Genomic DNA, 24,070 nt, shown 5'->3' on the forward strand with positions numbered 1-24,070 from the left:
GTGCCCAATGCGCCGTTGGGCGCAGATTTCGCCCCGTTGAGCCACGCGCCACCGGATACCCCTAGTCGCGAACGGAATCTTCGCCAATAGTGAAATGAGTCACACAACAGATGTGCGCTCGATCACATCTCAAACTCGCTCAAGGAGGGCATCAATGAGTGCCAACCCGGAACACGACGTCACCGGCGACGTCGATTTTGTTACGGAGAGCCAATCGGCGGAATTCCAGGAACTGCGCAAGACCCACCGCAGCTTCGTCTTCCCGATGGCCATCTTCTTCCTCGTCTGGTATTTCGCCTATGTGCTGCTGGCCGACTACTTCCATGACTTCATGTCCATCAAGGTCCTCGGCAATATCAACATGGGTATTGTTCTCGGGTTGCTGCAGTTCGTGTCGACATTCGCGATCACCGCTGCCTACGTCAGCTTCTCGAACAAGAAGCTGGACCCGAAGGCCACCGCCATCCGCGAACGCCTTGAGCGCGAGGGAGTGAACTAAATGAACCAGCTCAGCATCCTGGCCCAGGCCGCAGGCGAGTCGACCCAGGTCGGCAACCCCCTGGTCAATATCGCCATCTTCCTGGCCTTCGTGGGCGTCACCTTGGTGATCGTGCTCCGTGCCTCCAAGAACAACAAGACCGCAGCCGACTACTACGCCGGCGGCCGCTCATTCAGCGGAACGCAGAACGGCACCGCCATTGCCGGCGACTACCTCTCGGCGGCATCCTTCCTGGGCATTGTCGGCGCTATCGCCATCCAGGGCTACGACGGTTTCCTCTACTCGATCGGCTTCCTGGTCGCCTGGCTGGTTGCCTTGCTGCTGGTCGCAGAGCTGCTGCGCAACACCGGCAAGTTCACCATGGCCGACGTGCTGTCCTTCCGCCTCAAGCAGCGCCCGGTGCGCATCGCTGCGGCTATCTCCACCCTCGCGGTGTGCGTCTTCTACCTGCTGGCGCAGATGGCTGGCGCAGGTGCGCTGGTCTCCCTGCTGCTGGGCATCGACGAGAAGTTCGGCCAGTCTCTGGTGATCGTCATCGTTGGCGCACTGATGATCCTCTACGTGCTGGTAGGCGGCATGAAGGGCACCACCTGGGTGCAGATCATCAAGGCCTGCCTGCTGATTGCCGGCGCGCTGATCATGACCGTGTGGACGCTGGCCCTGTTCGGCTTCAACTTCTCCGAACTGCTGGGCAAGGCAGCTGAAGTGGCCGGCAACCCGGAGATCCTGAACCCGGGCATGAAGTACGGCGTTTCGGAAACCTCCAAGCTGGACTTCATCTCGCTAGCACTGGCCCTGGTGCTGGGCACCGCAGGCCTGCCGCACGTGCTGATGCGCTTCTACACCGTTCCTACCGCCAAGGAAGCCCGCAAGTCGGTGGTCTGGGCCATCTGGCTGATCGGCGCCTTCTACCTGTTCACCCTGGTGCTGGGCTTCGGTGCCGGCGCGCTGATCGGCCCGGAGCGGATCAAGGCCGCCCCGGGCGGCGTGAACTCGGCGGCACCGCTGCTGGCCTACGAACTGGGCGGCACCGTCCTGCTGGGCCTGATCTCCGCGGTGGCCTTCGCAACCATCCTCGCGGTGGTTGCCGGCCTGACCATCACCGCAGCTGCTTCCTTCGCCCACGATGTGTACGCCTCGGTGATCGCCAAGGGCAAGTCCACCCCGGAGAAGGAAATGAAGGTGGCTCGCCGCACGGTTCTGGTGATCGGCGTCTTCGCCATCGCCGGCGGCATCGGCGCCCAGGGCCAGAATGTGGCCTTCCTGGTGGCACTAGCCTTCGCGGTGGCCGCCTCGGCAAACCTGCCGACCATCCTGTACTCGCTGTTCTGGAAGGGCTTCAAGACCCGCGGCGCAGTATGGTCCATGTACGGAGGCTTGGGCTCCGCGCTGCTGCTGATCATCTTCTCGCCGGTCTTCTCCGGTTCGGAAACCTCGATGATCCCGAGCATCGACATGGCGATCTTCCCGCTGGCCAACCCGGGCATCGTCTCGATTCCTCTGGCATTCCTGCTCGGCTGGGTGGGTTCGGTGACCGATAAGGGCACCGAGGATCCTGCCAAGCAGGCGGAAATGGAAGTTCGTTCGCTCACCGGTGTTGGCGCTGAGAAGGCCGTCGACCACTAGAGGCTACCGGCGCGAGCCGCACGCCTGAAAGCCCTGGAGCCCAACCGAATCCGGTTGGGCTCCAGGGCTTTAACCAGTGATGCTAGTCGCTGGAGGATTTCAGCGAATGGCGCAGCAATGATGTGGTCCGGTAGGGGACCAATTGCGCCATGGACAGGGCGGAATCCGCCCGGTTCACCCCGTCAATATGCAGCAGCTGGCCGTGCACCCGGAAGAGCTGTTCGGCGTCCTTGGCGGCCACGCGCACCAGGATGTCGGCGTTGCCGGTTAATCCGTGGGCTTCGAGGACCTCGGGGATGGTGGCCAGCTTGGCTGAAATCTCTTCAAGGTAGCGCTGGTCGACGTGCAATTCGATGAAGGAAAGCAGGCCGTAGCCCAGGGCGGCTGGCGGAATCCGGCGGTCCGGGGAGTCCAGGACTTCGTTCTCCAGGCGGGTCATGCGCGTTTGCACGGTATTGCGCCCCAAATTCAGCGCCGTCGCGATCGCCGAGCCGGTGCGCTTTTTTGCGGTGGCCAGGGCGAGCAATATCCGGCGGTCAGTCATGTCCAAGAGGTGCATAATGAGCACGTTAGCACTGTGCCGGAGGGATAAATAGGGCGTTTTGCGCTAATTTCAGAATCGCCATTGTGCGTCTTGCGTTGCGTGAGTAGCATCACATTAAGCGGGGTTCGACGAAGAATCCTGCCACCGACTACGTGAGAGTTAGGATGCCGATCGTGTCCACACAGCACATGGACGTAGCCGCTGGAAGCCTACCAACGCATCAGCTGCTGAACGTCGACGGGAAACGAATCCCGGACGAAGAACTTGACCACCATCTCAAGGACCTCAAAGAGGCGGACCTTGCGGATTTCCTGCGCGACATGGTCGTGCTGAGGCGGATGGACAATGAAGCCACCGCCCTGCAACGCCAAGGCCAGCTGGGCCTGTGGGCCCCTTTGCTCGGGCAGGAGGCCGCGCAAATCGGTTCGGTGCGCGCCACCAATGACGACGATTTCATTTTCCCTTCCTACCGCGAACATGGCGTGGCATGGGCCAGGGGAGTGCAGGCCGAGGATCTGCTCAGCGTTTGGCGCGGAGCCCAGGCCAGCGGCTGGGACCCGAACGAGGTCAACATCGCCTGCCAGCAGATTGTCATCGGATCCCAGGCGCTGCACGCCGCCGGTTATGGCATGGGCATCAAATTCGATGGCGGCGAGCAGGTCTCCGTTGCCTACTTCGGCGATGGTGCCACCAGCCAGGGCGATGTCAACGAAGCCATGGTCTTCGCCGCCAGCTACCAGGCCCCGGTGCTGTTCTTCTGCCAGAACAACCAATGGGCCATCTCGGAGCCGGTGGCACTGCAAAGCCGCACCAACATTGCCGACCGCGCCCACGGCTTCGGCTTGAAAACCTGGCGCGTGGATGGCAACGACATCCTTGCGGTCTACGCGGCAACCAAGGCCGCCTTGGCCCATGCCCGCCATGGGCTGGGGCCCACCTTCATCGAAGCGGTCACCTATCGCATGGGTTCGCACACCACGGCCGATGATCCCACCCGCTATCGCAAGAGCGAACAGCTCGAAGAGTGGAAGGCCAAGGATCCCATCGACCGCCTGGTGAAATACCTGCACGAAATGGGCGCGGATGTTCAGTCCTATGAACAGCGAGCGCAGAACGCCGCCGACGAGATGGCCGCCAAGCTGCGCGCCGCGATCACCACCATGGAAGACCCGAAGGTAGAAGAGCTGTTCACCAACGTTTATGCCGAACCGCATGAACCCACCGAACGCGCGGCGAAGAACTACTTGGATTATCTGGCTGAATTTGAAGGTGGTGAATAGCCGTGGCCACGACCATGCTCAAGGCACTGAACAAGTCGCTGCATGATGCGCTGAGCGAGGATGACAAGGTCATCCTGCTTGGCGAGGATATCGGAACCCTCGGCGGGGTCTTCCGCGTGACCGATGGGCTCAAAGCCGAATTCGGCGAGCATCGCGTTGTCGATACCCCGTTGGCGGAATCCGGAATTGTCGGTACTGCCATCGGGCTGGCCTACCGTGGCTACCGTCCGGTGGTGGAGATCCAATTCGACGGATTCACCTACCCGGCTTTTGACCAACTGGTCTCCCAGCTGGCGAAGCTGCATTACCGTTCCCGCGGGCGGGTGAACATGCCGGTGACCGTGCGCATCCCTTACGGCGGCGGCATCGGTTCGCCGGAGCACCACTCCGAATCCCCTGAAGCCTACTTTGCCCATACCGCGGGCCTGCGGGTCTTCGCACCATCCAGCGTGGAAGATGCCTATGCGATGCTTCGCCAGGCAATCACCTGCGATGATCCGGTGATCTTCTTCGAGCCCAAGCGCCGGTACCACGAGAAGAGCGATGCGGAACTGGGCGAGGTCCAACCGGATGCCTCGCCCAAGGCAACGGTCATCCGCTCCGGAACCGATGTCACCGTCGTCGGCTACGGGCCAACCACCTACACCTTGATTGATGCTGCCATGGCGGCAGAAGACGAGGGCACGAGCCTGGAGGTCATTGATCTTCGCAGCCTGGATCCGCTGGATATCGAGACCGTGGCACAGTCGGTGCAACGCACCGGCAAGCTGGTGGTGGTCCATGAGGCCAGCCGCACCAGTGGATTGGGCGCGGAAATCTGCGCCGAGATCACCGAGCGCTGCTTCGATTACCTGGAACACGCACCGTTGCGTGTGACCGGATTTGATGTTCCCTATCCGCCATCGCGGCTTGAAAGCCACCACTTACCGGACCTGGATCGAGTGATGCACGCGGTGGATACCGTGATGCGGCACCATGAGGCAAGCAAAGGAGCTGCCCAGTGATGACGGATCAGACATTCAAGCTTCCTGACCTTGGCGAGGGGCTGACCGAGTCCGAGGTGCTGAACTGGAAAATCAAGGTGGGCGAGCATGTTGCGCTGAACCAGGTGATTGCCGAAGTGGAAACGGCGAAGGCAGTGGTTGAATTGCCATCGCCCTTTGCCGGCGTGGTCCAGCAGATTCATGCTGCTCAGGGAGAAGTCGTCCAAGTTGGCGGACCGCTGGTCACTTTCGGCGATGAGGTGCCTGCCAAGGCCAGTGAACCTGGACCGGCGGCGGGGGAGCGCACCCCGACGCTTGTCGGCTACGGTGCTCCTGCCGCATCCGGGACCCGGCCGCAACGCAAGACCCGCTCAGCGAAGAACCCGGGCACGCCGGGTACTCCGAGCACCGAACGTCATGAAGAACAGCGCCGCGCCGTAACTCGATGCACGCCGCCGGTGCGCAAGCTCGCCCGCGATCATGGCGTGGATATTTCGGCCCTTACCGGCAGCGGTGAAGACGGCTTGGTGCTTCGCCGCGATGTCCAAGAAGCCATTGACGCCGGGGGATCACCGAGCGTTCCGGCCGTTGCAGAGGCAAGTCCACCTGCGGTGGCGGAAGACCGGCATGTGAAGATCACTGCAGTGAGGCGGGCAACTGCCAAGGCCATGGTGCAGTCGGCCTTTACCGCTCCCCATGCCACTGAATTCCTGACCGTGGATGTCACCGAATCGATGGCATTGATCGAGCGGTTGCGTACCCACCGTTTGCTCAAGGACGTGAAGCTGAATTTCACCACCCTGGCTGCTTTGGTCGTGACGAGGCTGTTGAGCACTTATCCCGCGTTGAATTCAACGTGGGATGAGAAGGCGGACGAAATCATCGAGTTCGGGTCGGTGAATCTCGGGATGGCCGTGGCCAGCGACCGCGGATTGCTGGTTCCGGTTGTGAAGAATGCCCAGGATCTGCCGCTGCCGCAATTGGCGTCGGCGCTGAGCGAGATCATTGCCCAGGGACGTGCCGGAACGCTTGCTCCGGCTCAATTGACCGGAGGGACCTTCTCCATCACGAACGTCGGAGTTTTCGGCGTGGATGCCGGTACGCCGATCCTGCCTCCGGGCCAGGCGGGGATCTTGGCACTAGGCCAAGTGAAACGCAGGCCTTGGGAGTATCAAGATGAAGTAGCGCTTCGCCATACCACGACTTTGGCTTTGTCGTTCGATCACAGGGTGGTTGACGGCAAGGAAGCAAGCGAGTTCCTCGCAGGTGTCGGTTCGGTTTTCGAAGACCCTGGATTGATGAATATTTTTATTTGAGAAGTAGGAGATGTTGACTCGGGCAAAATAATTTTGCGCGAGTGACAAAAGGGATTTCAAGCATTGCTTTCATGAATATTCATTGGTTGTTTCGCAATATTTGATGTAATCTCATTCACTACGTGCTACAGCTCACGCTTGCCTGCACGGCTCTGCGAAACGCAGAAGCAGCAACCTTATGTTGAGGAGAAATAGGATGCGATACTCGCACGCATCTAAGGCTGTCGTTCTATCAGCAGCCTTGGCACTGACCCTGTCGGCTTGTGGCGGCGGTTCAACTGATTCCGCAGGCGGCGAAGGAGACGGCTCGTACGTCGTCACCGCAAACACCACCGAACCACAAAACGGCCTACTGCCGGCTAACACCAACGAAGTTGGTGGCGGTCGCGTCATGGACCTGCTCTTCACGGGCCTGGTCAGCTATGACGCAAAGGGCAAGCCGGTCAATGAACTCGCAGAGTCCATTGAGACCAAGGATTCCCAGAACTACACCATCAAGATCAAGTCTGGCCAGACCTTCTCTGATGGTTCCCCTGTAACTGCTGCTTCGTTCGTGGATGCTTGGAACTTCGGTGCCGCAGCCAAGAACGCCCAGCTGAATTCCTACTTCTTCGAGTCCATCGAGGGCTACGACAAGGTAAGCGCTGAAAAGTCCAAGGAAGACAAGATGTCGGGCTTGAAGGTTGTCGATGACACCACCTTCACCGTCAAACTGTCCCAGCCTGAATCCGATTTCCCGCTGCGCCTTGGCTACACCGCCTTCATGCCGCTTCCAGAAGCTGCATTCAAGGATCCTAAGGCCTTCGGCGAAAAGCCAGTCGGCAACGGCCCATACAAGCTGTCCGAGTGGAACCACGACGTCAACCTGAAGATGGACGTCAACGAGAACTACGACGGTCCGCGCAAGGCTGCCAACGGTGGTATCGACTTCAAGGTCTACCAGTCCACCGACTCGGCATACCAGGATCTGGTCTCCGGCAACCTGGACGTGCTGGACCAGATTCCACCAAGCCAGCTGGCCTCGTACCAGTCTGACTTGGGCGACCGTTCGGTCAACTCGCCATACGCTGGCAACGCGACCATCACCATTCCTGGCTACCTGGATCACTTCAAGCCGGACGAAGAGGGCAACCTCCGTCGTGCAGCGATCTCGCGTGCTATCGACCGTCAGCTGATCATCGACAAGGTGTACCAGGGCGGCAAGGCTATCGCCAAGGACTTCACCGCTCCTGTGCTCGAAGGCTACGACGACAAGCTGCCTGGCAGCGAAGTCCTGACCTTCGACGATGCTGAAGCCAAGAAGCTCTGGGCTGAGGCTGACAAGATCAACAAGTGGGACGCGGATAAGGAATTCTCCGTCGGCTACAACGTTGATGGCGCCGGCAACAAGGAATTCGTTGAGGCAATTGTCAACCAGCTGAAGAACAACCTCGGCATCAAGGCAACTGCCCAGTCCTTCGCTTCCTTCAAGGAAATGCGCGAGAAGGTCACCGCCTACACCATGACCGGTAGCTTCCGCACCGGCTGGCAGGCAGACTACCCATCGCTGTACAACTTCCTGGGCCCACTATTCGGCACCGGTGCAGGTTCGAACGATGGCAAGTACTCGAGCAAGGAATTTGACGAGTCGCTCGCCAAGGGCCTGGCTGCAACCGACCCAGCTGAAGGCGCAAAGATCTTCAACGAGTCCCAGGAGATCCTGTTCAAGGATCTTCCTGCAATCCCGCTGTGGTACCAAGCAGTCCAGGGTGGCTGGAGCGAGAACGTCGCCAACGTTGAGTTCGGTTGGAACGGTGTTCCGATGTACAACGAAATCACTGGTAAGTAAGTAATTTCAGCGTTCGGGCTGGTCAAGTCCGGAATTAGCTGAAAAGCATGTCAAGGGAGACCCGAGGTATAAAGGGTCTCCCTTTGGCATGTTTGTTCTGCCTCCCAAAAATACACGTCGAAATACTTCTCGACGGAAAGAGGGAAATAATGGCCAAGTGCCGTCCTGCATCTCGAAGTGAGGTGCACGCATGCTAAGTTTCATGCTCAAGCGAATTGCCCAGCTGATCCCGGTCTTCATCGGTGCGACACTGCTGGTGTACTTCTTGGTCTTTGCAACACCAGGGGACCCGATCGCCGCGCTCTCCGGTGGCAAGCCAATGTCCGACGCGACTCGTGCTGCTCTCGAAGCCCAATATAACTTGGACAAGCCATTCTGGGTTCAGTACGGTCTGTACCTCAAGAACCTGGTGACCTTCGACCTCGGAACCTCATTCTCCGGACAGGAAGTCAGCGCGCTTCTGGGTCGTGCCTTCCCAGTGACCGCTCGCCTTGCGATCCTCGCCCTCCTGATTGAAGGCGTTTTCGGCATCATCTTCGGTGTCATCGCTGGTATGCGCAAGGGCAAGTGGTTCGACTCGACCATTCTTGTAGCTTCGCTGATCGTGATCGCTGTTCCCACCTTCGTTCTCGGCTTCGTGCTGCAGTTCGTTGTGGGTGTGAAACTTGACTGGGTTAAGCCCACGGTCTCGGGTTCTGCGACCTGGGGAGAACTGATTCTTCCTGCGCTGGTCCTTGGCTTGGTCTCTCTGGCTTACGTCGTGCGATTGACCCGAACTTCGGTGATAGAGAACAAGACCGCCGATTTCGTGCGTACCGCCACTGCCAAGGGCTTGAGCCGCAATCGTGTTGTCACGGTGCATATCCTTCGCAACTCGCTGATCCCGGTCGTGACCTTCCTCGGTGCGGACCTTGGTTCCCTGATGGGTGGCGCGATTGTCACCGAAGGTATCTTCAACGTCCCAGGCGTTGGACACTTGCTGTATCAGGCAATTCAAAAGGGTGAAACTCCGACTGTTGTCGCCGTTGTTGGCGTCTTGGTGATCGTCTTTGTTGTCGCCAACTTGATCGTGGATTTGCTGTACGCACTGCTTGACCCAAGGATTCGTTATGCCTGAGAACCAGAATTTTAATCCGGAAGACGGCCTGCCAATCAATAAGGTTCGCGCGGGCAAAGTCTCCAAGTACAAGATCGAGCACTATGTAGCTCCCTTGGACGAGACGCCGCTGCAGGCAGTCGACTCCATCAAGGAAACCGGCAAGCCGCTGTCCATGTGGGCTGAGGCTTGGCGCTCCCTGCGAAAGCAGCCGCTGTTCATCATCTCGGCCATTCTGATTCTTGCGATCATCGTGGTTGCGGCATTCCCGCAGCTGTTCAGCTCGCAGGATCCAACTTATTGCGCGCTTGAGAACTCCAACGAGCCGGGCCGAGCCGGTCATATCATGGGCTTCAACCTCCAAGGCTGCGATATCTATTCACGCGTCATTTACGGCACGCGAGCGTCGCTCTTGGTAGGTATCTTCACCACCTTGATCGTCGTGATCGTCGGCGGTGCACTGGGTGCGCTGGCAGGCTTCTATGGCGGCTGGCTTGATGCCGTTCTGGCACGCCTGGGCGATATCTTCTTCGCTCTGCCACTGATCCTCGGTGCCATCATCGTCATGCAGCTGCCTGCTTTCCGAGATCATCGAAGCGTCTGGACGGTAATTGTCACGCTGGCCATCTTCGGCTGGCCGCAGCTGGCACGTATTACCCGTGGCGCCGTGATCGAAGCTCGCAACGCCGACTACGTGAAGGCTTCACGCGCGTTGGGCCTGTCCAAGTTCAATTCTCTGGTCAAGCACGTCATTCCTAACTCGCTGGCTCCGATCATCGTTGTGGCCACCGTGAACCTGGGTGTTTACATCGTTGCCGAGGCAACGCTGTCCTTCCTGGGTGTCGGACTGCCCGGCGAGGTCATGAGCTGGGGCAACGATATTTCCTCGGCACAGACCCAGCTGCGCACCAACCCGATGATGCTGATGTGGCCTGCGCTGTTCCTTTCGGTAACGGTTTTGAGCTTCATCATGCTCGGCGATGCAGTGCGTGACGCGCTGGATCCCAAGGCCCGGAAGGGAGCCTAGACGATGACTGACACTGCAACACCAAAGCCGTTGCTGGAAATCAAGGACTTGGCGATTACCTTCTCCACTCCTGATGGACCAGTACACGCTGTGCGGGATGCAAACTTCACCGTGATGCCAGGGGAGACCGTGGCGATCGTGGGCGAATCCGGTTCCGGAAAGTCGACGTCGGCGCTGGCGGCCATCGGCCTGCTGGCCGGCAACGGCTCGGTATCCTCGGGCCAGATCCTTTTTGACGGCGAAGACATTTCCCACGCCAGCGAAAAGCGATTCGTCGAGCTGCGCGGCAATCACATCGGCATGGTTCCCCAGGACCCGATGTCCAACTTGAACCCGGTGTGGAAGATCGGCTTCCAGGTCAAGGAAACGCTCAAGGCCAACGGCCTTGCAGGGGATAACCCCAAGCAGCGCGTTGCCCAGATCCTGGCTGATGCCGGTTTGCCCAACCCCGAGGTTCGCGCCGGCCAGTACCCGCACGAGTTCTCCGGTGGCATGCGCCAGCGTGCCCTGATCGCTATCGGCCTGGCTTGCCGCCCGCGTCTGCTGATTGCTGACGAACCGACCAGCGCCCTGGACGTGACTGTCCAGCAGCAGATCCTGGATCACCTGGATACGATGACCAGCGAACTGGGCACCGCAGTCTTGCTGATCACCCACGACCTTGGTCTGGCTGCCGAGCGCGCAGAAAAAGTTGTCGTGATGTACAAGGGCCGCGTTGTTGAATACGGCCCGGCCTTGGACATCCTGCGCAACCCGCAGCACCCGTACACCAAGCGGCTGATCAGCTCGGCTCCATCCCTGTCGGCACAGCGTGGCGACAAGCATGAGGCTATCGTTGACGAGATCGTTCCGGGCAAGGCGGAGCCGCTGCTGAAGGTCAGCAACCTGACCAAGGTCTACGACATCCGCAAGGGCTTCGGCAAGAAGGAGAAGTTCACCGCGGTGGACAACGTATCCTTCGAAATCCCGAAGGGCACTACGACCGCAGTGGTGGGCGAATCCGGTTCCGGAAAGTCCACTATCGCGCAGATGGTGCTGAATCTGTTGGACAAGACCGAAGGCGAGATCGTCTTCGATGGAGAGCAGATCGGCAACTTGAGCGAAAAGAAGCTGTTCAAGTACCGCCGCCGCGTCCAGCCGATCTTCCAGGATCCTTACGGCTCCCTGGACCCGATGTATTCGATTTATCGAACCATCGAGGAACCTCTGCGCATCCACGGGATCGGCAACAACGCTTCGCGCCAGAAGAAGGTCAAGGAACTGCTGGAACAGGTGTCGATGCCGGCATCGACCATGCACCGATTCCCGAACGAGCTCTCGGGTGGCCAGCGCCAGCGTATCGCCATTGCGCGTGCTCTGGCCCTGCAGCCTGAAATGATCGTCTGCGACGAGGCCGTCTCTGCACTGGACGTCCTGGTCCAGGCACAGGTGCTGGAACTGCTCGACGAACTGCAGCGGGAGATGGGACTGACCTACCTGTTCATCACCCATGACCTCGCTGTGGTGCGCCAGATTGCAGACAACGTCTGCGTGATGGAACACGGCAAGATCGTTGAGCAGGGGACTGCTGACGAGATCTTCAGCGCTCCTAAGAGTGAATACACCCGCAACCTGCTGGGTGCGATTCCAGGTGCGTCACTGATCTAATCGGTCGCCGAAAACGCCTCAAGGGGACGTCGAAACCAAAGGTTTCGACGTCCCCTTGTTCGTTAAAGAAAGCCTCATGCTTCGTCATATTCAACGAATATTTCATATTTTTTCAAACTGAAGCAAACGTTGCAAAACCGTTATAAAACCATCCACGAAACATGCTCGTAACGTGGGTGTTCTGATTGAATTTTCCCAATCTGAAAGAAACCCTTGAAATCTCGCGGATGTGGCGTGGATCGCATGAACTCGCTGGTAACAAGCTCGTTGCAAATCGCTCTCAACAACCGATCGAAGGGGGAGATGTGAAACAGATCTTTCTCTATCCAAGCCAGAAAATTCAGGTTAGTGTATTCCTCAATGGATCGGTCATGTGATTTGGTCCACAACGAATCTCACCGATTCACAACTCGTATCATCACGATCTCAAGGAGGCGAAATGCGGATTCAGCGCGTTTCGAAAGCAGTAGCTGTAGGCGCTGCCCTGGTATTGGCACTTTCTGCATGTGCTCCGGGCGGCGGCGATGCTGCACCAGAGGCAAGCAAGAGCGCCGAGTCAAATGGTGGCGCTGAGGTCACCAACTCCGGCCTGGCCGATCTGGGCGATGTCACCACCAAGGACGACACCATCAACGTCACCGTTGGTGCCCCAGAGTTCATCAGCTACAACGGCTTGACTCCACAGACCTACTCGACCTACAACTCGGCCATCGTGGATCGCATGTTCGCCAGCTTCTACTACATGGGTACCGATGGAACCATCTACCAGAACGAAGATCTGGGATCATACGAGAAGGTCAGCGATGATCCTCTGACCATCAAATACACCATTAACGAGAATGCACAGTGGTCCGATGGAACCCCGATCACCGTGGCAGATGCCGTTTTGGCATGGGGCACGCAGAACCTGAATCTCAACAATGGTTCCAAGGACAAGCCGCTGTTCAACTCGGTCTCCACCGACCTGGGCGATACCGTGCCTAAGGGACCAGAAGGCGCTGTTGACGGCAAGGAATTCACCGTTACCTTCAAGGATCCAGATCCAGACTGGCAGTTGCAGACCTGGATGTCGCACCCAGCGCACGTTGTTGCCAAGAAGGGCGGCCTGAGCACCGAGGAACTGGTCAAGGCTATCCAGGACGGCGATTCCAAGAAGCTGGAGAAGGCCGCCAAGTTCTGGAACGAAGGCTGGATGACCAAGCCCGGCACCCTTCCTGACGAAGCTGAAATGCCGGTTTCCGGTCCATACAAGCTGGAATCGTGGAAGGCCGGCGAATCGGTCACCCTGACCGCAAACGACAAGTACTACGGCACCCCGGCTGCTACCAAGAAGCTGACCTTCCGCTTCTTGGCTGACACCGGCATGGTCCAGGCATTGCAGAACAAGGACGTTGACGTCATTGCTCCTCAGCCCACCGTTGACACCCTCGCTCAGCTTGAAGGCTTGGGCAAGTCGGTGAACATCCAGCAGGGTGACACCTTGACCTGGGAGCACCTGGACTTCAACTTTGCCAAGGGCAACGAAATGACCAACTTGGAGCTGCGCAAGGCATTCGCCATGTGTGTTCCACGTCAGGAAATCGTCGACAACCTGGTCAAGCCTCTGAACCCAGAAGCCACCGTGATGAACGCCCGCGAAGTCTTCCCGTTCCAGGACAACTACCAGGAAGTCGTTGACGCATCCTACGACGGCCGTTACGACCAGGTAGACATCGAAGGCGCCAAGAAGATCCTTGAGGAACAAGACGCTGTAGGCACCAAGATCCGCATCGGCTACTCCGCTCCCAACGAGCGTCGTACCAATGAAGTTGCTGCCATCAAGTCCTCCTGCGACAAGGCAGGCTTCAAGGTTGAAGACGCTGGCGATGCCAAGTTCTTCGCACCGGGCGGCACCCAGGAACGCGGCGACTACGAAGTGGCACTGTTCGCTTGGGCAGGTTCGGGCCAGATCACTTCGGGCCAGAACATCTACGCCAGCGGCAAGCCACAGAACTACGGCAAGTACTCCAACAAGGCAGTCGACGAAGCATGGACCAAGCTGGCAACCTCGCTTGACCCAGCAGTCCACGCTGAGCAGACCAAGGTCATCGAAAAGCTGTTGTGGGATGACCTGTTCGGCATTCCGATCTTCGCACACCCAGGCTTGAGCGCTTCGGGATCCGATGTTCAGAATGTTCGCCACACCGCTACCCAGAGTGGCATCGTGTGGAACGCCGAGCAGTGGCAGCGAGCTGAGTAAGCCCCGAGGGCAAACTAGCTGCTAAAACCAACTGTGAGCGCCTGCGGGGCCCGATCACCATCGGGCCCCGCGGTGTGTCTGCCACCATCACCGGGCGACACCTGCGCTATTAGGTGAGAAGAAAGAGGACATTAGAACCGTGTTGAAGTTCATTCTCAAGAGATTAGGATCGGCCGTCGGCGTGCTGTTTGGCGCCTCGCTGCTGCTCTATATCTTGGTCATCAACTCAGGCGACCCGCTGGGCGATTTACGCGAAAGCAACGCTGAGAATCGCGAGTATCTGATGCAGCAGCGCATCGAATACATGAATCTGGAACAGCCTTGGTACCTGCGGTACCTGACCTGGCTCGGCGGAGTCGGCAAATGCTTCGTAGGCTCTTGCGATCTAGGCCGGAACATTAACGGTGTCGAGGTCAGCGGCTTGCTTGCCAACGCCGCTTCTTCGACCCTCCGGCTTGTGCTGCTGGCCACCATTATCGCGGCCATTCTCGGTATCGCGATAGGTGTGCTGACCGCGGTACGCCAATATTCCGGACTTGACTACCTCGTCACCTTCCTGACCTTCCTTTTCTTCTCGCTTCCTGTTTTCTGGGCCGCCGTGCTGCTCAAGGAATACATGGCCATCGGTTACAACGACTGGCTTGAAAATCCGCAGATATCGATCGGCACGAGCATCCTCATCGGTGTGGTTGCCGGCATTGTGCTGCAAATGCTGCTGGCAGGCTCGCTCAAGCGCCGTGGACTCACGTTCATCATTACGGCAGTTTTTGTTCCGTTGTTGCTGCAGTACAGCCTCTGGCTGAACTTCTACCGCTACCCTCAGATGGGCCCGGCAATCATCGTCGTCCTGACCTTGCTGCTTGCCCTCTCCGCCACCGCCATGAGCGTTGGCCTCAAGGAGAAGAAGGTCCTGTACCCGGCGCTGATCACCGTGGTGCTGGTGCTGGTCATGTACTACGCAACCTTCTGGCTGTTGAAAGACGCAAACTCCTGGATCCTGCTTTTCGGCGTCATCTTGGCAGTGGTCATTCCTGGCCTGATCGGCAAATTCATGGGCGGCCGTCTATCCCGGATTGCTGCCGGCGTATCGATCCTCGTTGGCGTCGTTGGAGCCGGTCTCACGGTGCTGGATCATATCTTCCGCGCATGGCCTGGATTCCTGGAACTGAAGGGCAGGCCCATCGGAACGATTGGTTCCTCCACCGCAAACCTGGGCGGCGGCTTCTGGGATACCTTCCTTGATAACGCAACGCAGCTGCTTCTTCCAACGATCGTGCTGGCCATCATCTCCCTGGCAAGCTACTCGCGGTACACGCGCTCCTCGATGCTGGAAGTGCAGCAGCAGGACTACATCCGCACGGCACGTTCCAAGGGCTTGAGCGAACGCACGGTGATCTTCCGCCATGCATTCCGCAACGCGCTGATCCCCATCGCCACCATCGCCGCTTTCGACTTCGCCGGCCTGATCGGCGGCGCAGTCGTCACCGAGACAGTGTTCGGCTGGAAGGGCATGGGCGATATGTTCAACACCGGTCTGCATTCCGTGGACCCGGCCCCCGTGATGGCATTCTTCCTGGTCACCGGCAGCGCCGCAATCCTGTTCAACCTGCTGGCTGATATCGTCTACGCGCTGCTTGATCCGCGGATCCGGGTCTAGGGAATTTAGGACAATCGATGAGTAACTTAAACGGACAGACTCCGAAAAACTTGACCTCTATTGCAGAAGTCGAAGACGCGAAACTCGCAGCCTCGACCGAACAGTCCAAGAGCCAGTCGCAAATCGTCTTCGGGCGATTTATCAAACACAAGCCGGCGATGATCTCCGCTGTAGTGCTGGTGGTCATCACGGTGGTCGCTTTCACCTCAATTGGAATAGGCCCGCTGCCGGGCTGGTGGAAGCAGAGCTACCTGGATGCCGGCACCGTAGTCAACGGCGGCAAGCCGACCTTGTCGCTGCTGCCAACATGGCTAGGCGGATCCGGCATCGCCATTGGCGAGCATCCCTTTGGCCAGGACTCGGTAGGCAAGGACTACTTCGCCCTGGTCATGAACGGCACGCAGAAGTCCATCATCATTGGCCTGGTCGTAGGCTTGGTGGCCACCTTCCTCGGTGCCGTGATCGGCGCGGTCGCCGGCTACTTCCGCGGCTGGGTTGATGAAGTGCTAATGCGCATCACTGACCTGTTCATCGTGATCCCGCTGCTGGTACTGGCCGCGGTGCTCGGACAGATCGCAGGACGAAGCTCAGGATCGATTTTCGCTCTGGCGTTGGTGCTCGGCTTGGTCACCTGGACCGGCTTGGCCCGACTGGTGCGAGGCGAGATCCTTTCCCTGCGCGAACGTGAATACGTCTCCGCCGCGCAGGCCATGGGATCGCGCACCTCACGCGTGATCTTCAAGCACCTGCTTCCCAACACCATCGGCGTGATCGTCGTGAACGCGACCTTCGCTATCGCCGGCGCGATCCTGCTCGAATCTTCGCTGTCCTTCCTAGGCTTCGGCGTGCAGCCACCGGAATCTTCCCTTGGCCTGCTGATCAGCCAGTACCAGAATGCTTTTGTCACCCGTCCGTGGCTGTTCTGGTGGCCGGGCATGATCATCGTGGTCATCGCGCTCGCGGTCAACTTCCTCGGCGATGGCCTTCGCGATGCCTTCGACCCACGCCAGACCGGCAAGCGCCGCCGTCGCGCAGGACTCTTTGCCCTGCCAACCCGTAAGGAGAAGCCATGAGCCACGTCGCCCCAGAAAATACCGCCGGTGAATACGCGCTGAGCTTCAACGACCTCAAAGTCACCTTCGAAACCTCGGGTCCTCTGGTCCACGCAGTCAAGGGGCTGTCCCTGGCTGTGCGTCCGGGCGAAGTGGTCGCACTTGTGGGCGAATCGGGCTCGGGCAAATCGGTGACATCCACCGCGGCCATGGGCCTGCTGCCGGAGAACGCGAACATCACCGGCGAAGCGAAGATCGGCAACGTCAATGTGGTGGGCCTGGAACAGGGCAAGATGCGCAAAATGCGTGCCACCGACATCGCCATGGTCTTCCAGGAGCCGATGACCGCGCTGAACCCGGTGCTGACCATCGAACGCCAGTTGACCGAGGCCTTGGAACTGCACGGCATCGCCTATGGCAAGGCCGCCACCGACCGCGCCATCGAATTGCTGGATATGGTCGGAATCCCGGAGCCCGACAAGCGCATCAAGCAGTACCCGCACCAGTTCTCCGGCGGACAGCGCCAGCGCATCGTGATCGCCATGGCGATTTCCTGCGACCCGAAGGTCATCATCGCCGATGAGCCGACCACCGCGCTGGATGTGACCGTGCAGGCCGAGATCCTGGACCTGCTGCGCGAGCTGAAGGACCGGCTGAACACCGGCATCCTGCTGATCACCCACAACATGGGTGTGGTTGCCGATATGGCTGATCAGGTCGCGGTGATGTTCCAGGGCAATCTGGTGGAGACCGGCAGCGTGGATCAGGTATTGCTGAAGCCGCAGCACGCTTACACCCAGCGGCTGCTGGCCGCCGTTCCACGGCTCTCCGCGCCTGCGCTCATTACCGAGAACGCGCCACACAGCAGCAAGACGGCTCCTGAGGGCCGCGAGCTGGTGCTTGAAGCCAAGGACCTGACTCTGGAATACAACATGCGCGGCAAGATCTTCCGCGCAGTGGAGGGCGTGAGCTTCGATATTGCCAAGGGTGAAGTGCTCGGCATCGTGGGCGAGTCCGGTTCGGGCAAGTCCACCATCGCCAAGGCAGTGATCGGCCTTCTTCCCGTGGCCGAAGGCACGCTCTCGGTCAAGGGGCACAACCTGCCAAAACTCTCGCCCAAGGAAGCCCGCGCGGTGCGCAAGCAGATCGGCGTCATCTTCCAGGACCCGGCGGCTTCGCTGAATCCGCGTTTCCCGATTGGCGAATGCATCACCGAGCCGATGGTGGTGCACAAGGTGGGCACCAAGGCATCTCGCATCAAGCGTGCCGAGGAACTGCTGGATGCGGTTAAGCTGCCGCGCAACGTGATCAACCGGTACCCGCACGAGCTCTCGGGCGGCCAGCGCCAGCGCATCTGCATCGCGCGTGCGTTGACTTTGAATCCGGAACTGCTGATTGCCGACGAGCCGACCAGCGCGTTGGACGTTTCGGTGCAGGCCGTCGTTCTGGAAATGCTCCAGGACCTGCAGCGTGACTTCAACTTCGCCTGCTTGTTCGTCAGCCATGATTTGGCCGTGGTGGATATGCTGGCCGACGCGGTGGTCGTGATGCGCTCAGGCAAGGCCGTGGAGCAGGGCATGGTTGAGACCGTGCTGCACTCGCCAACCCACGATTACACCAAGCGTTTGCTAGCCGCTGCGCCGGTGCCGGATCCCCATGAGCAGGCTGTCCGACGCGAGGCATGGCGCTTGCTGAATAACAGCAAGTAACTAGGTGCATACAAGCAAGGAGCCGGGATTATTTCTGGCTCCTTGCCTGTTTCTTGAGTAGTTTCGCCTTGGACCGCACTCACTCTCCGGGACATCTTATGGATTTAGCTTCCATTTTCATCGTCGCAGCGTTGATTGTGCTGTGCGCGTTTCCTTTTATCATCGGCGCATTCAGGGGACTCGATCGAAAGGCCGACGAGTTGGAAAGCCGTGACCCAGAAACGTCGAAAGCATTGCGCAAAGCACGTGAAGATATTGACCGCGGCAAGGGGTATTACGGACCTCGGCAATAACCACGGGTAAACGACCGCAGGAGCTGGCCCTCACGGGCCAGCTCCTGCGGTCTCAGGCTGAATAGAGCGTGCGTTCCCTAGTCCAGCTGCATTACGTTTTCGGTCACTACTTCTGCACGGGCGTTTGAGAAGATCTGCTCGGTGCCGATGGTCTTGAATCCGCGGCGTTCCAGGACCTTGATGGAACCAAGGTTGTCCTGGACGACATGCGCGGTCAGCGGGCGCTTGGTGTACTCGGCCAGGAAGGCATCCACCGCGCTGGTGGTGATTCCCTTGCCCCAGTACTTGGTGGAGGTCCAGAAATTGATTTCAGGGGTTTCACCGTCGAATACCAGGATGGAACCAGCCACGTCACCTTCGTGCTCGATGGTGCGAACCAGGACATTGGGATCATTGAGGATCGAGTTCCAGTGGTGGTCGAATACCGCGCGGTCGGCTGGGTTACGCGCCTGATAAGCGGCCATGAGGTTCGCCTCGGGTTCTTGCTGGTGAGCGAAGAATGCGTCCAAGTCGGAAGGGCGGACTTCACGTAGCTGCACGATAAAGGCCTTTCAATCGGGTGGGTCAGCATGCCGGTTTCGGAACGCTGCGGAACAATGGCTTGGAATCTACACTACCGGGGATGTCAGCGCTGCGAGAGCCATATTGGACAATAGTGGCTTCAAGCCCGACTTTTTTGTTCTCGGGGAGTGCGCTGAGTGGGCTGTTGAGTTGAGCAACCCGAAGACTGCGTGGGCGCGGAAGCGATGTGACTGCTTGGTGCCCGTGGGGTGCAGCTTCGCCAATTCGCTGGTCCACAACCCGATATACGAGTTCTGGAGTTTTCGGACCAAGGCCAATTCTGTTTTGGGCAAGGACTTCAGATCGCGGTCCTGGACCTGCAGGATATCTGGCCGCGAGAGCGAAAAATCAGTGTGGAAATCAACCAGGCGGGAAAGCACTTCGAGTGGCGAGCCGCCTTGCTCGCAGGCTTTCTGCCCGCCGGCGTAGATGTCCTTGGACATGTCGACCAGCAATGCGATGAGCACCGCTTGCTTGCCTGCAAAGTGTCGGTACACCGCCGGCCCTGAAATGCCACAGGCCGCGCCAAGATCCTCCAGGGACACTCCTGCATAACCATGCTGGGCAAAGAGCCGGGTTGCTTCTCGCAGCAGCGCCTCGCGCCGTTCTGCCTTGGCGCGTTCGCGGTCAGTTGGTTCGTTGAGGGCTTGATACCTGCTCGCCATCACCATCTTCTCCTTACGACTGCCACGTTGAACTCTGGACAAGTGTGACCGGTGCCACTACTGTCAAAAATAAAGCTGTTTACCCACCAGTAGGCGGCAATCAGTTAATAAATATTAACCATACTCGTCGTGCCCCTTGCTACCAAGGCACTCACACGGCAGACGCAGAAAAAGACCAACAGCGACATATTGAGATCCAATAATCCGATGCTGGCCTATCCCTCAACGAAGAGAGAACCTGATGATCAACCTCGAACTCGACGAACAGTACCAAGACCTGGTCGACATGGTCCGAGAATTCGCCCAAGAAGTGGTTGCGCCACAGAGCGCGGCTAACGATGCCAACCATTCCTTCCCCTACGACATCGTCAAGCAAATGGGGCAGATGGGACTTTTCGGCCTGCCGATTTCCGAGGAATACGGCGGCTCCGGCGGGGACTACTTCCATCTGGCTCTCGCCCTGGAAGAACTGGGCAAGGTCGATCAATCCGTGGCCATCACCTTGGAAGCAGGCGTATCGCTGGGAGCAATGCCGATCTTCCGCTTTGGCAATGAAGCCCAAAAGCAGCAGTGGCTCACACCTCTGGCCACCGGTGAGCGCATTGCAGGTTTCGGATTGACCGAGCCAGGAGCAGGATCGGATGCCTCGGCCGCCCTGACCAAGGCGAAACTCGAAGACGGCCACTGGGTCATCGACGGGGCCAAGGAATTCATTACCAATTCCGGAACCAACATCACTTCACACGTCACGGCCACCGCCGTTACCGGCGTGGATGAAGCGACCGGGAAGAAAGAAATCTCGGCCATCATCGTGCCGACGGGAACGCCCGGATTCACCGCCGAGAAGGCCTACGACAAGGTCGGCTGGAGAGCCAGCGATACCCACCCGCTCAGCTTCAACGGTGCACGGGTGCCCGAAGAAAACCTCCTAGGGGAGCGCGGCCGCGGATACGCCTATTTCCTTGAAATCCTCGACGAAGGCCGTATCGCCATCGCGGCATTGGCCACCGGCGCGGCACAAGGATGCCTTGACGAAGCAGTCAAATATGCCAAGACGCGCACAACCTTTGGCACCGCCATCGGCAAAAACCAAGGTGTTTCATTCATGATCGCGCGTATGGCCTCCCGGGTGCACACTGCCCGCCTCGCATACTATGCGGCAGCCGCAAAAATGCTGGCCGGGAAGGACTTCAAGATCGAAGCGGCCCACGCCAAACTCATCGCCAGCGAAGCAGCCATGGATAACGCCCGGGATGCAACACAGATCTTTGGCGGGTACGGATTCATGAACGAGTCATTGGTGGCCCGCCATTACCGTGACTCGAAGATCCTGGAAATCGGCGAAGGAACCACCCAGGTCCAGCAGATGCTCATCGCCCGCAGCCTGGGGCTCTAGTTTCATGCCTGCAGTGCGCCATGCCATGCACAAGGCGTGGCGCACTTTGGGTGCTCACAGTTAGACGAACCATAATGGATGGGTGAGCTCCCAAAAATCTTTTACCCCAGCTGGTCACCCTCGCCGGGTTTCGCTGATCGGTTCTACCGGATCCATTGGCACCCAAGGCCTGGATGTCATTGCCCAGGCGCCGGGAAAATTCTCGGTGGCCGCCCTGTCCGGCGGATACAACCTGGAACTGCTCGCGCGGCAAGCGGTTGAATTCCGCCCGGCTCTTGTGGGCTGTGCCAGTGAATCCGTAGATGAACTTGCCGCTGCGATCAAGACCGCGGCGAACCAATCTTCGGTCAGCGGGTATGAGCCGGAACTGGTTGCGGGGGAGCACGCGGCAACGACCGTCGCGGCTTTTGGCGAGGCCGATGTAGTTCTTAACGGAATCACCGGTGCCATTGGCCTGGCGCCAACCATTGCCGCCTTGGAAGCCGGGCACCTGCTTGCCCTGGCCAACAAGGAATCCCTGATTATCGGCGGGCAGGTAGTCAAGCAGATTGCCGCCCCAGGGCAGATCTCACCTGTCGATTCGGAGCACTCGGCCCTGGCTCAAGCCCTGCGCTCGGGCTCCCCGGAGGAAGTGTCAAAGCTTCTTGTCACGGCATCCGGCGGCCCCTTCTTCGGATACACCTATGACCAGCTGCGTGAAGTGACTCCTGCCCAGGCGCTGGCGCACCCCACCTGGGATATGGGCCGCATGGTGACGACGAACTCCGCGACGATGGTCAACAAGGCACTGGAAGTCATCGAGGCCCACTTGCTCTTCGACGTGCCGCTGGACCGGATCGAGCCGGTGGTCCACCGCCAGTCGATCATTCACTCCATGGTGGAGTTCATCGATGGTTCGGTGATTGCCCAAGCTTCTCCGCCTGATATGCGTCTGCCGATTGCCTTGGGCATCAATTGGCCTCATCGCGTCGCCGGTGCCGCAGCCGCCTGCGATTTCACACAGGCATCGAACTGGACTTTTGAACCCTTGGACGAAGAAGTATTTTTTGCGGTGAAGCTGGCGAAGCAGGCCGCGGCGGCCTCTGGGACCCATATGGCCGTATACAACGCGTCGAATGAAGTTGCCGTGGATGCATTCCACGAGGGCAAGATCCGATTCACTGACATCGTTGAAACCATCCAACACGTACTCGATGACTACACGCCGGTGAACGCGGAACTCAGCGTCGAAACGGTTCTGGAAACCGACCGCTGGGCACGAGCACACGCTGCCAAGATTCTGGAGGCAAAAGCATGAGCGTCATCTTGTTCATCGCCGGTGTGCTGTTCATGGTGCTGGCAGTGGGGCTTTCCATCGCTCTTCACGAAATCGGGCACCTGGTCCCGGCCAAGCTGTTCAAGCTGCGAGTACCGCAGTACATGATCGGTTTTGGCAAAACACTCGTTTCCTTCAAACGGGGCGAAACCCAGTACGGAATAAAGGCCCTTCCGCTGGGCGGCTATATCTCCATGGTGGGCATGTATCCGCCGCGTCCAGAAACCGATGATGAGCAGCCGGCCAAGAAGCCGAGCCTCTTCCAGAAGGTCTTCGGGCAGATGGTTGACGACGCGCGCTCGCAAGCCAATGAAAACGTGCTGCCCAGTGATGAGGGGCGCCTGTTCTACCAGCTCCCGGTCTACAAGCGCGTGATCATCATGCTCGGTGGCCCGTTGATGAACCTGGTCATCGGCTTTGTTGTCATTGCCATCGTGCTCACCAGCTTCGGGCAGGCAACACCAACGACGACGGTTTCCGAGGTGTATCAGTGCATCGCCAGCGCGGAAAACGCCAATAAGACCGAATGCACGGATAAGGATGTTCCGGCACCTGCCTATGAGGCGGGGCTGCGTCCCGGCGATACCATTACCGCCGTCAACGGCAATGCGGTCGAGCAGGGCGAATGGAACAAGCTGACCGACGTGATCCGGGTGAATCCTGGACAGTCGATCACTCTCGAATACCAGCGGGACGGGCAAAGCCACACCACCAAACTGACCCCCTACCTCACCGACCGGCCTGCCACAGATGACAACGGGTATGTGCAAACAGATGACCAAGGCAACTACATCATGACCAAGGTCGGCTTCGTGGGGATGAGCTCATTGCAGCAGGACCTGACCCAGCCGCTGAGCGCGGTGCCCGGGGTTATCGGCGACCAGCTGCTGACCATTGGCAATGTCATTTTGCACCTGCCGCAGCGCATGGTTGACGTGGCCCAGGCAGCCTTCGGGGATGGCCAGCGCGATCCCAATGGTCCGGTGTCCATTGTCGGCGTGGGGCGAATCGCTGGCGAGATCAGTGCCGAGGACTCCATTTCGGTGGCCGACAAATTCGCGACTCTGCTCTCCTTGGTTGGCGGGCTGAACCTTGCTTTATTCGCTTTCAACCTGATTCCGCTCCTGCCACTTGATGGCGGGCACGTAGTTGGCGCCCTGTATGACGGCATCAAGCGGCTATTTGCCCGAGTCTTCAACCTGAAAAATATTAAGCCGGTGGACACGGTGAAGCTCTTGCCGCTGACTTACATGGTGGTGGTTGCCATGCTGGTCATGGGTGGCCTCTTAATATATGCAGACATCTTTAAGCCAATACAGTTGTTCTGAGCCAAGGGA

General features: G+C 59.0%; 20 protein-coding genes. 17 read left to right on the top strand and 3 right to left on the bottom strand.

Translation table 11 applies throughout. The features are described from left to right. Positions 1-154: 154 nt before the first annotated feature. Both D3791_RS13000 and D3791_RS13005 read left to right on the top strand, forming a co-directional pair. On the top strand, positions 155-499 hold the full coding sequence (locus tag D3791_RS13000; protein WP_172512459.1) for a DUF485 domain-containing protein: 345 nt from the start codon (positions 155-157) through the stop codon (positions 497-499). Next, positions 500-2,125 carry a solute symporter family protein gene (locus D3791_RS13005; protein ID WP_172512460.1) on the top strand — a complete coding sequence of 542 codons (1,626 nt, stop codon included), beginning with the start codon at positions 500-502 and terminating at the stop codon, positions 2,123-2,125. An 82-nt stretch (positions 2,126-2,207) separates the two neighbouring features. Here the strand turns inward: D3791_RS13005 and D3791_RS13010 are convergent, their stop codons facing one another. Continuing rightward, positions 2,208-2,684: an Lrp/AsnC family transcriptional regulator gene (locus tag D3791_RS13010; RefSeq protein WP_022876006.1), complete on the bottom strand. Its 477-nt coding sequence runs from the start codon at positions 2,682-2,684 to the stop codon at positions 2,208-2,210. 149 nt (positions 2,685-2,833) lie between these two features. Here D3791_RS13010 and pdhA point away from each other — a divergent pair, with 149 nt between their 5' ends. The 12 genes from pdhA (at position 2,834) to D3791_RS13070 (ending at position 18,796) form a co-directional block, all read left to right on the top strand. After that, entirely contained in the window at positions 2,834-3,949 is a 1,116-nt protein-coding gene (gene pdhA / locus D3791_RS13015; protein WP_172512461.1) for a pyruvate dehydrogenase (acetyl-transferring) E1 component subunit alpha, read from the top strand. 14 nt (positions 3,950-3,963) lie between these two features. Next, positions 3,964-4,953 (top strand): alpha-ketoacid dehydrogenase subunit beta, encoded by a 990-nt coding sequence (locus tag D3791_RS13020; protein WP_172512975.1) that lies wholly within the window; start codon positions 3,964-3,966, stop codon positions 4,951-4,953. Beyond that, positions 4,953-6,248: a dihydrolipoamide acetyltransferase family protein gene (locus D3791_RS13025; protein ID WP_172512462.1), complete on the top strand. Its 1,296-nt coding sequence runs from the start codon at positions 4,953-4,955 to the stop codon at positions 6,246-6,248. Before D3791_RS13020 ends, D3791_RS13025 begins: the two co-directional genes overlap by 1 nt. Before the next feature lie 196 nt (positions 6,249-6,444). After that, on the top strand, positions 6,445-8,076 hold the full coding sequence (locus tag D3791_RS13030) for a peptide ABC transporter substrate-binding protein (RefSeq protein WP_172512463.1): 1,632 nt from the start codon (positions 6,445-6,447) through the stop codon (positions 8,074-8,076). 190 nt (positions 8,077-8,266) lie between these two features. Next, positions 8,267-9,193 carry an ABC transporter permease gene (locus D3791_RS13035; RefSeq protein ID WP_022876001.1) on the top strand — a complete coding sequence of 309 codons (927 nt, stop codon included), beginning with the start codon at positions 8,267-8,269 and terminating at the stop codon, positions 9,191-9,193. Beyond that, on the top strand, positions 9,186-10,199 hold the full coding sequence (locus D3791_RS13040; RefSeq protein ID WP_022876000.1) for an ABC transporter permease: 1,014 nt from the start codon (positions 9,186-9,188) through the stop codon (positions 10,197-10,199). The genes D3791_RS13035 and D3791_RS13040 overlap by 8 nt, the downstream gene beginning before the upstream one ends. A gap of 3 nt (positions 10,200-10,202) precedes the next feature. Further along, positions 10,203-11,846 carry an ABC transporter ATP-binding protein gene (locus tag D3791_RS13045; protein WP_172512464.1) on the top strand — a complete coding sequence of 548 codons (1,644 nt, stop codon included), beginning with the start codon at positions 10,203-10,205 and terminating at the stop codon, positions 11,844-11,846. A 439-nt stretch (positions 11,847-12,285) separates the two neighbouring features. After that, complete coding sequence (locus tag D3791_RS13050) at positions 12,286-14,085, top strand: ABC transporter family substrate-binding protein (protein ID WP_172512465.1); 1,800 nt, start codon at positions 12,286-12,288, stop codon at positions 14,083-14,085. A 139-nt stretch (positions 14,086-14,224) separates the two neighbouring features. Beyond that, the gene (locus D3791_RS13055) at positions 14,225-15,742 is read left to right on the top strand and encodes an ABC transporter permease (protein ID WP_022875997.1); all 1,518 of its coding nucleotides are present in this window, start codon (positions 14,225-14,227) and stop codon (positions 15,740-15,742) included. 17 nt (positions 15,743-15,759) lie between these two features. Then, positions 15,760-16,815, top strand: a complete 1,056-nt coding sequence (locus tag D3791_RS13060) for an ABC transporter permease (protein ID WP_061954599.1) — start codon at positions 15,760-15,762, stop codon at positions 16,813-16,815. Next, complete coding sequence (locus tag D3791_RS13065) at positions 16,812-18,503, top strand: ABC transporter ATP-binding protein (protein WP_172512466.1); 1,692 nt, start codon at positions 16,812-16,814, stop codon at positions 18,501-18,503. Before D3791_RS13060 ends, D3791_RS13065 begins: the two co-directional genes overlap by 4 nt. Before the next feature lie 98 nt (positions 18,504-18,601). Further along, positions 18,602-18,796 (top strand): hypothetical protein, encoded by a 195-nt coding sequence (locus D3791_RS13070; RefSeq protein WP_022875994.1) that lies wholly within the window; start codon positions 18,602-18,604, stop codon positions 18,794-18,796. A gap of 77 nt (positions 18,797-18,873) precedes the next feature. On the opposite strand, the gene D3791_RS13075 is transcribed toward D3791_RS13070, so the two are convergent. Together D3791_RS13075 and D3791_RS13080 are read right to left on the bottom strand one after the other, a co-directional pair. Further along, complete coding sequence (locus tag D3791_RS13075; RefSeq protein WP_172512467.1) at positions 18,874-19,335, bottom strand: GNAT family N-acetyltransferase; 462 nt, start codon at positions 19,333-19,335, stop codon at positions 18,874-18,876. Between the two features lie 69 nt (positions 19,336-19,404). Further along, positions 19,405-20,022, bottom strand: a complete 618-nt coding sequence (locus D3791_RS13080) for a TetR/AcrR family transcriptional regulator (protein WP_035762338.1) — start codon at positions 20,020-20,022, stop codon at positions 19,405-19,407. 241 nt (positions 20,023-20,263) lie between these two features. On the opposite strand from D3791_RS13080, the gene D3791_RS13085 reads away from it, so the two are divergent. The 3 genes from D3791_RS13085 (at position 20,264) to D3791_RS13095 (ending at position 24,061) form a co-directional block, all read left to right on the top strand. Next, on the top strand, positions 20,264-21,418 hold the full coding sequence (locus D3791_RS13085) for an acyl-CoA dehydrogenase family protein (RefSeq protein ID WP_022875966.1): 1,155 nt from the start codon (positions 20,264-20,266) through the stop codon (positions 21,416-21,418). Positions 21,419-21,500: 82 nt separating this feature from the next. Beyond that, on the top strand, positions 21,501-22,715 hold the full coding sequence (gene dxr, locus D3791_RS13090; protein WP_172512468.1) for a 1-deoxy-D-xylulose-5-phosphate reductoisomerase: 1,215 nt from the start codon (positions 21,501-21,503) through the stop codon (positions 22,713-22,715). Continuing rightward, positions 22,712-24,061: a M50 family metallopeptidase gene (locus tag D3791_RS13095; RefSeq protein ID WP_172512469.1), complete on the top strand. Its 1,350-nt coding sequence runs from the start codon at positions 22,712-22,714 to the stop codon at positions 24,059-24,061. The genes dxr and D3791_RS13095 overlap by 4 nt, the downstream gene beginning before the upstream one ends. The last annotated feature ends 9 nt before the right edge of the window (positions 24,062-24,070 follow it).

It is taken from the genome of Glutamicibacter mishrai, from assembly GCF_012221945.1.
GTDB classification, from domain to species: domain Bacteria; phylum Actinomycetota; class Actinomycetes; order Actinomycetales; family Micrococcaceae; genus Glutamicibacter; species Glutamicibacter mishrai.

What these genes read in the sequence shown, in the direction of transcription:
- D3791_RS13010 (WP_022876006.1), bottom strand. Translation starts at nt 2,684, where the DNA reads ATGCACCTCTTGGACATGACTGACCGCCGGATATTGCTCGCCCTGGCC.
- D3791_RS13050 (WP_172512465.1), top strand. Translation starts at nt 12,286, where the DNA reads ATGCGGATTCAGCGCGTTTCGAAAGCAGTAGCTGTAGGCGCTGCCCTG.
- D3791_RS13020 (WP_172512975.1), top strand. Translation starts at nt 3,964, where the DNA reads ATGCTCAAGGCACTGAACAAGTCGCTGCATGATGCGCTGAGCGAGGAT.
- D3791_RS13030 (WP_172512463.1), top strand. Translation starts at nt 6,445, where the DNA reads ATGCGATACTCGCACGCATCTAAGGCTGTCGTTCTATCAGCAGCCTTG.
- D3791_RS13045 (WP_172512464.1), top strand. Translation starts at nt 10,203, where the DNA reads ATGACTGACACTGCAACACCAAAGCCGTTGCTGGAAATCAAGGACTTG.
- D3791_RS13035 (WP_022876001.1), top strand. Translation starts at nt 8,267, where the DNA reads ATGCTAAGTTTCATGCTCAAGCGAATTGCCCAGCTGATCCCGGTCTTC.
- pdhA (WP_172512461.1), top strand. Translation starts at nt 2,834, where the DNA reads ATGCCGATCGTGTCCACACAGCACATGGACGTAGCCGCTGGAAGCCTA.
- D3791_RS13060 (WP_061954599.1), top strand. Translation starts at nt 15,760, where the DNA reads ATGAGTAACTTAAACGGACAGACTCCGAAAAACTTGACCTCTATTGCA.
- D3791_RS13085 (WP_022875966.1), top strand. Translation starts at nt 20,264, where the DNA reads ATGATCAACCTCGAACTCGACGAACAGTACCAAGACCTGGTCGACATG.
- D3791_RS13095 (WP_172512469.1), top strand. Translation starts at nt 22,712, where the DNA reads ATGAGCGTCATCTTGTTCATCGCCGGTGTGCTGTTCATGGTGCTGGCA.
- D3791_RS13065 (WP_172512466.1), top strand. Translation starts at nt 16,812, where the DNA reads ATGAGCCACGTCGCCCCAGAAAATACCGCCGGTGAATACGCGCTGAGC.
- D3791_RS13000 (WP_172512459.1), top strand. Translation starts at nt 155, where the DNA reads ATGAGTGCCAACCCGGAACACGACGTCACCGGCGACGTCGATTTTGTT.
- D3791_RS13040 (WP_022876000.1), top strand. Translation starts at nt 9,186, where the DNA reads ATGCCTGAGAACCAGAATTTTAATCCGGAAGACGGCCTGCCAATCAAT.
- D3791_RS13005 (WP_172512460.1), top strand. Translation starts at nt 500, where the DNA reads ATGAACCAGCTCAGCATCCTGGCCCAGGCCGCAGGCGAGTCGACCCAG.
- D3791_RS13080 (WP_035762338.1), bottom strand. Translation starts at nt 20,022, where the DNA reads ATGGCGAGCAGGTATCAAGCCCTCAACGAACCAACTGACCGCGAACGC.
- D3791_RS13025 (WP_172512462.1), top strand. Translation starts at nt 4,953, where the DNA reads ATGACGGATCAGACATTCAAGCTTCCTGACCTTGGCGAGGGGCTGACC.
- D3791_RS13070 (WP_022875994.1), top strand. Translation starts at nt 18,602, where the DNA reads ATGGATTTAGCTTCCATTTTCATCGTCGCAGCGTTGATTGTGCTGTGC.